Source organism: Pontibacillus yanchengensis Y32 (assembly GCF_000770635.1).
Lineage (GTDB): Bacteria > Bacillota > Bacilli > Bacillales > BH030062 > Pontibacillus > Pontibacillus yanchengensis.
In genome coordinates, this window is the sequence record NZ_AVBF01000102.1 from 1 (window position 1) to 9,740 (window position 9,740).

Genomic DNA, 9,740 nt, shown 5'->3' on the forward strand with positions numbered 1-9,740 from the left:
CGAGTTAATAGACACCTTCTATATGTCCGTTAGCATAGCATCACTTTGTTTCATAAATCGCTTTGTGAAAAACCTAATTAAGAATACGTCCAGATTCTAACCTGGCCTTGTTTCTGTTTCTCCCTTCATTGCGTGAGGTGGCCGTAGAGCAAGGAGATACCTGAGGAATAGGTAGGCAAGACCTCGCAAAGTTCTGATTTACCGCGAACCCAAGTCTTCAACATAATGGGGCTAACATAGAATACTGATAATAAATAAAAAAAAGTTAAATAAAAAACACATTCAATCATGGTTACTGATTGAATGTGCTGATTAAGCTTTATTAGTTTGCTTCAGAAAGTGCTTCTTGTAATTCGAATGTGCGTACTTTTCTAGGGAGGAAGCTACGGATTTCATCTTCGTTAAACCCTACTTGCATGCGTTTTTCGTCTAGTATGATAGGGCGTTTTAGAATGCTAGGGTTATCTTCAATTAGTTTATATAAATCTCGCATAGATAGGTCTTCAAGGTCAACGTCGAGATTTTGGAACACTTTTGAGCGTTCGGAAATAATTTCTTTTGTGCCATCTTCTGTCATGCGGATAATTCCCTTGATCTCTTCTATAGATAGAGGTTGAGAGAAGATATTTCGTTCTTCATATTCTAGATTATGTTCGTCCAACCATGCTTTCGCTTTACGGCAAGAAGTACAACTTGGAGAAAGATACACAGTAATCATTATTATACCTCCTATTACTTATATAGGGTAACGTAATTCATTTAATTATTCTTTATGATAAAGAATCTCTCGAATTAAAGATGTAATCAAACTTACATCATATTGAACGGTTCCCTAAAAGAGTATTATAAAAACATCTTTTTTTCAAGATATTTTAGCTTCCAATATATAGAAGGTAGAGAGTCAGCTTTTTTGAGGTAAGACATCACTTATTTTTCTAACTTCAATGTTGGCTTCCTTAAGCGCAGAAGAAATAAATCGTGCAAACTCAACTGCATATTCTCCATCTCCGTGAATGCAAATTGTATCTGCTTTGATAGGTACATCTATTTTTTGTTGAGAAAGAACTTGTTGATCTTGAATCATTCGAATGACTTGTTTAGAAGCGGTCTTATGATCGGTTATGATTGCATTTTTTTCGCTTCTTGGAGTAAGGGTTCCATCTTGTTGATAGGTGCGGTCCGAGAAAACTTCACTAGCTGTGTGGAGGTTAAGGTTGTTTCCAGCATGATAAAGCTCAGTACCTGCAAGACCAAATAAAATAAGATTGGCATCAACATTATAAACTGCTTCAGCAATTGCGGCTGAGAGCTCTTTATTTTTTGCGGCCATATTATAAAGGGCACCATGCGGTTTAACATGTTGGAGGGAGGAACCTTCTGCTTCAACAAAAGCCTTTAAAGCTCCGATTTGGTACACAACGATTTCATATGCTTCCTTTGGAGTAATGTCGATAGTGCGTCTACCAAACCCAACCAGGTCATCAAGTCCGGGATGTGCACCTATACCAACTCCATGCTCTAGAGCCAGTTGTACTGTGTTTCTCATAGTAGAAGCATCCCCGGCATGAAATCCACATGCGATGTTAGCGGAAGTAACGTATTGTAGGAGCTCTTCATCATTACCTTTTTTGTACGTTCCAAAGCTTTCCCCCATATCACAATTTAAATCAATGAAATTCATCTGAATCCCTCCTGGATGGATTTTAAATGTATGCCTTGCGCTAATTGTTGTAGGTTCGCTTCTCGCTCAAGATACAGTTTTTGTGCTTTCTCAAGTGAAATTTCTTCGAACGTAATTGTGGTTCCTGGCTTCAATTGAGCTAATACTGGTAAATCAACGGTAGCTACTTGTGCTATTTTAGGGTAGCCGCCCGTTGTTTGTCTATCTGCCATCAGAAGTATAGGTTGTCCATTACTAGGTACTTGTATGGTACCAAATGCCACAGCTTCTGATTTTAGCGAGATTTCATTATTTAATGGTAAAGTAGAACCTTCTAAGCGATATCCCATACGATCCGATTGACTACTTATAGTGAATGATTCAGAGAAAAGGCTTTGTTGACTTTCTTGTGTGAATAAGTCATATTCTCTTCCTTTGATGACTCGAATAGGGTGACTACTTTTGCTTTGAAACGGAGCAGCAAATTCTGAAGCCACATACCATTTCATTTCTAGAAAACGTTCATTATTAGTAGTTTGTTCTTCTAGTTCCTTAATTTTAGTCTCAATAGTAGGAGAGGGGGTGCCTATGCTAAGGTTGTCTTGAGCTTGTATGGCGCGTCCTTTATATCCACCAATACCAGCCCTGAGATAGGTTGATTTACTACCCATCACTTTTGGAACCTGGAATCCACCTGCTACAGCAAGATAAACTCGACATCCTTGCTGGGCCTGACCTAATGTAAGGGTGCTCCCCTTTTTTACAAAAATAGGACTCCATTGTTTGATTGGGCTACCATCAATTCTCGGAGATAAATCACCGCCACACAAAGCAATAATAGTGTTTTGTTCAAACACCAGCGTAGGTCCTAGCATGGTTATTTCTAGTACTACTTCGTTTTCATCGTTACCTACCAACAAATTTGCAATGCGGGGGGAGACTGGATCCATGACACCGCTCATAATGACACCATGCTTTTGATATCCAATACGTCCTTGATCTTGAAGGGTGGAAAGGAGACCTGGCTTTTTTACATAAATCATGCCTTATCCTCCTTATAGGAATCAAATTCTTGTTTCGTAATAGGTTTAAACCTAATAACATCCCCTGTCTTTAATAAGGTTGGTGGCTCTAATTCAGGATCGAAAAGAGGGAGGGGAGTGCGGCCGATTAACTGCCACCCTCCAGGTGTTTCTATTGGGTAAACACCAGTTTGGTTACCAGCTATCCCTACAGAACCTGCAGGTATTTTTAGTCTAGGGTTGTCTTTTCTTGGAGTGGCTAAATCTTCTGGCATACCTCCTATGTATGGGAACCCTGGAGCAAAACCAATCATGTACACTAGATAGTCCCCTTTTGAATGTAAATCTACAATTTGTTCTTCAGATAGGTTATGGTACTCAGCAACATAGGGGAGGTCGGGTCCTAGTTCGCCACCATAACATACAGGAATTTCAATTGTACGTCCAAGTTCTGAATGGTTTTCCTCAAGATTATCGAGATAGGGTATTAATTCGTTTACTACATGTTCATAAGGTGAGGCAGAGGTGGTTTGATTCGTTTTTGGTAAAACGAGTAATGGATTGTAAAAGATAGTTACAGTTGTAAAGGCAGGTATGTATTCCGTGATCCAATCAAACGGATGCTGATCTAGAAATGCTACTACACTTTGTACGAGGTTATGAGTGGCAATGGTGATCTCATTTCCTAGTTCAATTACAATGGCGCGATCTCCAAGTGGAGTTAGTGTATAATTCACCGTAACCCTCCTCTATAGTAAGAAAATTCTTGTTTTTTTCTATGTTATATGACTAGGGTGTTTAGTTCAAATGAATAACGGAATGAATGTTAGGGGGGAGGAAAGATGTTAAAAAAAGTATAAAAAAACCTGCTATACATTATAGCAGGTGGATATACTTATTATTTTCGTTTGAAACCTTCCTGTTCCAGGTAATCAATAGCCTCATTATAAGTAGGAAATGTACCGTCGAGCATTTCTCCGGCATAAATGTTAAATAAGCCAAAATCATACACCAACGTAAGGGTTTGATTTTCTACATTAATAAATTCTTCTTCAAGATCATCCCACTCATCTTCTGGTAATGTGGATAAGGAATCAATTGAAGCTCGTACGATATTCTTTAATTCTTCTGCTGAGAAATCACGAATATTAACCATTCCACGGTTGTCCGTTTCATAGCCATCTACATATTCTGCATATACAAAACCGTTGCCATTCGGATGTAAATGGTAGACTACATTTTTCTTATCCATGACACTTTCTTCAAAATGATAATTAACTCGGCCTAATGATACTTCTTTACGTTCAAGTTCTGGGAAATTGTCTATAATGTCTAATTTTTCTTCAAAAGTAAGCATGTTGCCTCCATAAATATGTAGTATTTTAAGTCATTATAACATTGTAATTCTTAGTTTCAAAATGAGAAAAGTTTTAATTCTGACGGACTAGGGAAAATCATCCCCATACATTATAGTATTATATTGTTGTTGCCGAAGGAGGATTATGGTGATATTTAGAGGGGTAAAAATATCTGATTTATCTAAGTTATCTATTTTACTAATCCTTGGGGGATTTGTAGTCATTGGGGTTTCTTTTTACTTTTTTGCAGAATTGGCAGAAGAAGTTATGGAGAAGGAACCATTAATGATTGATAAGTTAGCAATAAATCTAATGAGTAATATACAACAAGGTTGGCTTGGGAATGCTTTTGGGATGATTACGGAAGCAGGCTCTGTACTATGGTTAACAATTGCATCTGGAATACTTATTATCTACTTATTGTTTTTTTCTGATAAAAGTAAATGGATAAGTGTATATTTTCTAGTTAACATGTTAGGTATTAGTTTATTAACCAAGGTATTAAAACTAGCTTTTGAGAGAAAAAGACCCGATGTGTTAGAAAAATATGATGGCACAGGATTCAGTTTTCCTAGTGGACACTCTACAGGGGCTATCGTATTTTATGGATTTGTTATTTATATAGTATTCATAACGAATATGAAATCTAGTGTAAAATGGGTAGTAAATAGCTTCTTGGGTCTACTGATTTTGTTAGTGGGGCTAAGCAGGGTATATGTAGGAGTGCATTACTTTAGTGACATTCTTGCAGGTTTTTCATTTGGTTTAGCTTGGCTTCTTATATGTATCTTAGCATTAGAAATGACCCTATGGAGACAACAAAGACGGCAAAAGAAAAAGCAAGAGGCCTTATTTACTTAAGGTCTCTTGCTTTTAATTTTCTTTTAAAAGTTTTGTTTCTTCTTTTAGTTGATTAACATCATATTTTTTTCCTATTTCCTGTTTCATGAAGAGCGCAAGCCCTGCTAATACTACAATTAAACCGCTTAAAATAATAATACTCTGTGGTTTTAAAGATAGTAAACTAGATCCGAAAAAACCAAATAAAATGGAACCAGGTAAGGTACCAACAAGTGTTGCCAGTGTGTATTTCCACCATTTCACTTCGACTCTTGCACATATATACGTAACTAAATCAAAGTTCACACCTGGTAATAAACGTATCATTAAGACTGATTTAAATCCGTGTTCTTCGAGGTCTTTCTTCAAAGCATTTAAATTTTGTTTTTGTTCATCATTGATTTGAATTTCCCCAAGAAAGTAACGGAGGACAAACAGAGAAAGCAATGCGCCTAATACAGTACCTGAAACAATATACAATGTACCCATATATCGACCAAATAGTAATCCACATGCAACCGCGATAATGGAAAGGGGGATTAAGGTGAAAGGGCGTATGATAAAGATTAAGATGATGACTACAGGCGCCCATATACCAAAGTTTTCCACCCAACTTTCTATGTGGTCAGGTTTAATATGAAGAAACATTTTATTTATAAATAGCATGCCACCAGCTACTACTAATAAAATGATAATTTTCCATAAAAAGCTTTTTAAACTACTATTCACTACAATCCCTTGCCTTTCTTAACTACCATATACAATGTTTATAGACGGTCTATCCCCTAAAAATACTATATTGAAACTTTGTGCTTATAATCGTAAATAGGAAGGATACTTGTACCTGCGTTCTATTACACCTACAATAGATGAAGGATACTATACATATATGATGAAAGGAAGAAATTACATGAGTAAAGAACAAAGCATTCAAGTAAAACAGTATGAAGAAATGTACTCGATTCAACCTGTAAAAGGGCAATCACTATTAGCTTCTGCATTTGAACAGGAGGTCCCTTTGGATTTTAAGTGTCAGAAAGGAAATTGTACTCGTTGCAGAGTAGAGCTACTTAATGGTAATGATTTAGTAAACAATCCAACTCCTAAAGAACATGAAAAATTGGAAGAGGAATTAGAACAAGGATATAGACTTGCTTGTCAGACTGTTCCTTTAAAATAAAAGCATTCCTTCAAACATACATAACCCCCTGTCTACACTGTTGTAGGCAGGGGGATTTTGATGATTTTTTAAAGATAGATGCTCTTTTTTCGCACTGTATATTAAGCTTTTGTACGAAATTGTGTATTATGAGATTTTAAACTCTCATCCGACCCGAATAAAAAGTGTTTCTCCATGTTTGGAGAGTACTTAGAATTAACAGCTTCTCGACCAACTGTTTCCGCAACTTCACGTAGCATGCTAGGGGAGGCTCCGCAACATAAACCAAAGTAATTAACCCCAACATCATAAGCTTCTTTCGCCCAATTTGCAATTTCATAGCGATTACAGTACAACGGATCTAGGGATGTAGGGAAAGTTGTTTCGGTTGGTAAATGACAGGAACAGCCACCATCAGGTAAATTGAAGAACGTTGGATGTTCTTCTGTTGTTCGATAAGGAACTGGTAAAGCTGCTACATAACCATCAACCGTTTCTCTGATTTTGTTTACATAAGGTTGCATTGTTGCTGGACCTCTAAAGCAGTTCATCCCAACAACGAGTGCTCCGTTTTCTTGTAGCTTCTGACAAGCTTCATCCACTTCGTAGCCATCTCTCATTTTGTTTTCACCCATTACTCCAAGAGTAATTACAGCGGGTAAGTCTTGTTTTAAGATTTCTTCTAATGCTATTTGCGCTTCTTCATAGTAATAAAATGTTTCTCCATTAACGAAATCTACGCCTTCTTCTTTACACCAAGTAAGCATTTCAGCGAACATACTGCGAACTTTTTCTTTAGATGCTGGGTCTTCAGGGTCAAATAGGTTTGTGTTGGAAACGTTCCCAGCTACAAGAGCTTCTTCGGTTGGATGCTCTTGGGCAACTTCTTTAGCAAGTCGTATAGCTTCTCGATTAAGAGGTTCTAGTAAATCTTCCTTACCAATAATACGCATTTTTTCTCTGTGAGCATTATAGGTGAATGCTAAAACTACATCAGAACCTGCATTCATGTAATCACGGTACGTTTGCTTCAGTGCTTGAGGATTTTCTAACGCAACCTCGGGAACGAAAGAACCAGCCTGTAAGTAACCTCTTCTTTCTAGCTCAAATAAATAACCTTCTCCGCAAACCACGGGACCATCTTGTAATCGTTGCTGAAGTGTACGTTTCATTGTTTACATCCTTCCTTTTATCTCTTGTGTGAAGAGGGTATGAAAAAACCCCCTTCATAAGAAGAGGGTATATGTATATATGCCTCCTCTTATCTTCCAGATTTTTTTAGAATCTGTAGGATTTAGCACCTTTTTCAACATCGTTCCTATGAAAGGTTGCCGGGCTTCGCAGGGCCTATTCCCTCTGCCACTCTAGATAAGAGATATTCGTTTTTTTAATTTCGTAAGTTGAATTATAGAACATAACGTTACCTTGGTCAATCATTTTTTAATTCTTTTGAATTTTATATACAATATCATTGAATATGTGTAAAATTATGGATGGTGTCAATGGTGCGTTTGGTTAATATTTGAAACGAAACACAATATTAGCTCGTCTTAAATTTATACAAGTTCTGTGTAAATGTCCTGGGAGGTATGGATAACGGTGAAACTTCTAAAATTAATCGTATTTTATATAATAGGTTTAGTAGGAATATTATTAGTTAGTTCTGTACCTGTACTCTTTGAAGGTGGCGTACACCTTAACATAATGACTTATTTGAATACATTAGGAAGTATTATAGCGCAACTGAGTAACCCTTCAGAATGGGTGATAAATAGTTACCAAAAAGTAAAGCCGCTAATTCCTTTCATGAGTGAAGGTTATATCTATTCTATGACTGTATTACTTTCAGCATTAGTAATTGCTGTTATAGTAGGATTCACCTTTGCGTTTGCAACGATGTTATTACCTAAAGTGATTCAGGAAAGTATAAAAAAATGGTTGAATTTTATACAAGCTTTTCCCGATGTGATCTTTATTTTTTTATTACAAATGTTTGTCGTTTGGGCGTATCAGACTTTCGATTTTCTTATTTTTGAGTTTGTCTATCTTGGAGAGGATAAGATTTATTTTGCTCCTATTTTGACTTTATCTATTCTTCCAACCGTTTTATTCTATAAGGTTTGCCTCTTGCTATTGGAAGAGGAGTGGTCAAAAGACTATGTTGGACTAGCTAAAAGTAAAGGCATTAGAAATCTGTTTATTCTATCACGGCACTGTATTCAAAATATTGGAGTAAGCTTATTCTATCAATCAAAATCTATAGTATGGATGAGTCTTTCAAGCTTAATGATTATAGAATATTTATTTAACTTTTTTGGCATTTTTCGGATCGTAACAATGGATCCGAGACCGTTTATTATCTTCATGGCTTTATCGCTTATTTTTACCCCGTTCTTCTTTTTGTACACTGGAATGGAAATGATTATGACTGGAGGAAAACGAGATTCAAATCATGGTCATAGGCTATTTAGAAATCTTAATACCTTTGGAGGCTGGTATAAAGGAGAAAGGTTACAAACCGTTATAAAGGGAAGAATTATTGCTTTTATTCAATATAATAAGAAGCTATGGAAACGAGTTCCCTTTGTGCTTGGTATGACTTATATTATTGGTTTTACGATCATCAGCTTTGCTTACACATGGAGCAAAGAAAAACCAATCCGAGAAGTGAAATTTTATAACGATGAAAATGGAAATCTAGTTAGCGTCCCACCGCATGATCCAACGGAGCCTTTTTTCTTTGGGTCTGATGCTTATGGGTATGCTATTATGGACCAAATTATAGTAGGTGCAAAATATACAATTCTTACTGCCTTATGTATTGCATTATTACGAGTCTTGCTCAGTTATTTGTTAACCATTCCATTCTTATTTTGGATGGGGGAGAAGAGTCAACGTGTTATTAGTAAACTATCAGATGGTATTCAATACCTTCCTTTAAGTTTATTAGCTTATGTAATGCTTAGAGGTGTACTTTTGAAGTCTTCTTCAAGTGATTGGCCCATCTCCTTTTCAGAAAGAATAATATTCGAAGTAATCTTATTAACGATTCTAGTAATACCTGTAGTACTTAATATAATTGGCAACGAAGCAAAACGCATGCTTGACGAAGAATATATTTATCAGTCCATTATGATGGGGGCTAGTAAAGCTCACGTATTCTTCCAACAAATCACTCCCCAATTGTTTCCTAAGTTAGTAAATCAATTTGCACAACAGCTCATTCAAGTATTGTATATTTTTATTCACCTAGGAGTGTTTGAATTATTATTAGGTGGAACGATCATTAATGTTGGTGGACCTCCAACGTCCGTGACGAATGAATGGGCTGGTATGATTGCTTACCTTAGAGAAGCATTCATGACAGAAAAATTATGGCTCATAGCCCCAAGTTTAATAGCTTATATTCTGTTCATACTATCTGTTCAAGGCATTGCAGGAGCAATGATAAATGAAGCGCAGGAGAAGATTGGTGTTGTGAAAAGGAAGCACAGACGAAAAAAGAAGAAAAGTAAGAAACGATTTAATCCTGAATTAATGAATGATCCTAGTTGGTTTGTACAGAAAAATACTCATGATGAACGTATGTAGGGTTATTCATAGTTTTGTAAGTTCATATTTCACATAAGCCCCATTATCTTGAAGACTTGGGTTCGAGATATTATGGATTAGAGAAATGTTTCCGTTGTGTTAATTTAGAG

Annotated in this window: 10 protein-coding genes and 1 riboswitch; of the genes, 3 read left to right on the forward strand and 7 right to left on the reverse strand. The window is 36.4% G+C overall.

Features of this window, described 5'->3' with window-relative positions; genetic code table 11:
- Window positions 1-322 precede the first annotated feature (322 nt).
- The 5 genes from spxA to N782_RS19755 all read right to left on the reverse strand — a co-directional run bounded on the left by spxA (window position 323) and on the right by N782_RS19755 (window position 4,039).
- On the reverse strand, window positions 323-718 hold the full coding sequence (gene spxA / locus N782_RS19735) for a transcriptional regulator SpxA (protein WP_036824496.1): 396 nt from the start codon (window positions 716-718) through the stop codon (window positions 323-325).
- Between the two features lie 183 nt (window positions 719-901).
- Window positions 902-1,681, reverse strand: a complete 780-nt coding sequence (locus N782_RS19740) for a LamB/YcsF family protein (RefSeq protein ID WP_036824498.1) — start codon at window positions 1,679-1,681, stop codon at window positions 902-904.
- Window positions 1,678-2,703: a 5-oxoprolinase subunit C family protein gene (locus N782_RS19745; protein WP_036824500.1), complete on the reverse strand. Its 1,026-nt coding sequence runs from the start codon at window positions 2,701-2,703 to the stop codon at window positions 1,678-1,680. The genes N782_RS19740 and N782_RS19745 overlap by 4 nt, the downstream gene beginning before the upstream one ends.
- Window positions 2,700-3,419 (reverse strand): 5-oxoprolinase subunit PxpB, encoded by a 720-nt coding sequence (pxpB, locus tag N782_RS19750; RefSeq protein WP_036824502.1) that lies wholly within the window; start codon window positions 3,417-3,419, stop codon window positions 2,700-2,702. The genes N782_RS19745 and pxpB overlap by 4 nt, the downstream gene beginning before the upstream one ends.
- Window positions 3,420-3,580: 161 nt before the next feature.
- Window positions 3,581-4,039 carry a hypothetical protein gene (locus tag N782_RS19755; RefSeq protein WP_036824505.1) on the reverse strand — a complete coding sequence of 153 codons (459 nt, stop codon included), beginning with the start codon at window positions 4,037-4,039 and terminating at the stop codon, window positions 3,581-3,583.
- Window positions 4,040-4,187: 148 nt separating this feature from the next.
- On the opposite strand from N782_RS19755, the gene N782_RS19760 reads away from it, so the two are divergent.
- The gene (locus tag N782_RS19760; RefSeq protein WP_052111463.1) at window positions 4,188-4,901 is read left to right on the forward strand and encodes a phosphatase PAP2 family protein; all 714 of its coding nucleotides are present in this window, start codon (window positions 4,188-4,190) and stop codon (window positions 4,899-4,901) included.
- 12 nt (window positions 4,902-4,913) lie between these two features.
- On the opposite strand, the gene N782_RS19765 is transcribed toward N782_RS19760, so the two are convergent.
- A complete protein-coding gene (locus N782_RS19765; protein WP_036824511.1) occupies window positions 4,914-5,609 on the reverse strand; it encodes a TVP38/TMEM64 family protein in 696 nt (231 codons plus the stop codon).
- Window positions 5,610-5,790: 181 nt separating this feature from the next.
- On the opposite strand from N782_RS19765, the gene N782_RS19770 reads away from it, so the two are divergent.
- Window positions 5,791-6,060 carry a 2Fe-2S iron-sulfur cluster-binding protein gene (locus N782_RS19770; protein WP_036824520.1) on the forward strand — a complete coding sequence of 90 codons (270 nt, stop codon included), beginning with the start codon at window positions 5,791-5,793 and terminating at the stop codon, window positions 6,058-6,060.
- A gap of 101 nt (window positions 6,061-6,161) precedes the next feature.
- Here the strand turns inward: N782_RS19770 and N782_RS19775 are convergent, their stop codons facing one another.
- Window positions 6,162-7,211 (reverse strand): homocysteine S-methyltransferase family protein, encoded by a 1,050-nt coding sequence (locus N782_RS19775; RefSeq protein ID WP_036824514.1) that lies wholly within the window; start codon window positions 7,209-7,211, stop codon window positions 6,162-6,164.
- 86 nt (window positions 7,212-7,297) lie between these two features.
- Window positions 7,298-7,414: riboswitch (SAM riboswitch) on the reverse strand.
- A 224-nt stretch (window positions 7,415-7,638) separates the two neighbouring features.
- On the opposite strand from N782_RS19775, the gene N782_RS19780 reads away from it, so the two are divergent.
- On the forward strand, window positions 7,639-9,630 hold the full coding sequence (locus N782_RS19780) for a hypothetical protein (protein ID WP_036824517.1): 1,992 nt from the start codon (window positions 7,639-7,641) through the stop codon (window positions 9,628-9,630).
- Window positions 9,631-9,740 lie beyond the last annotated feature (110 nt).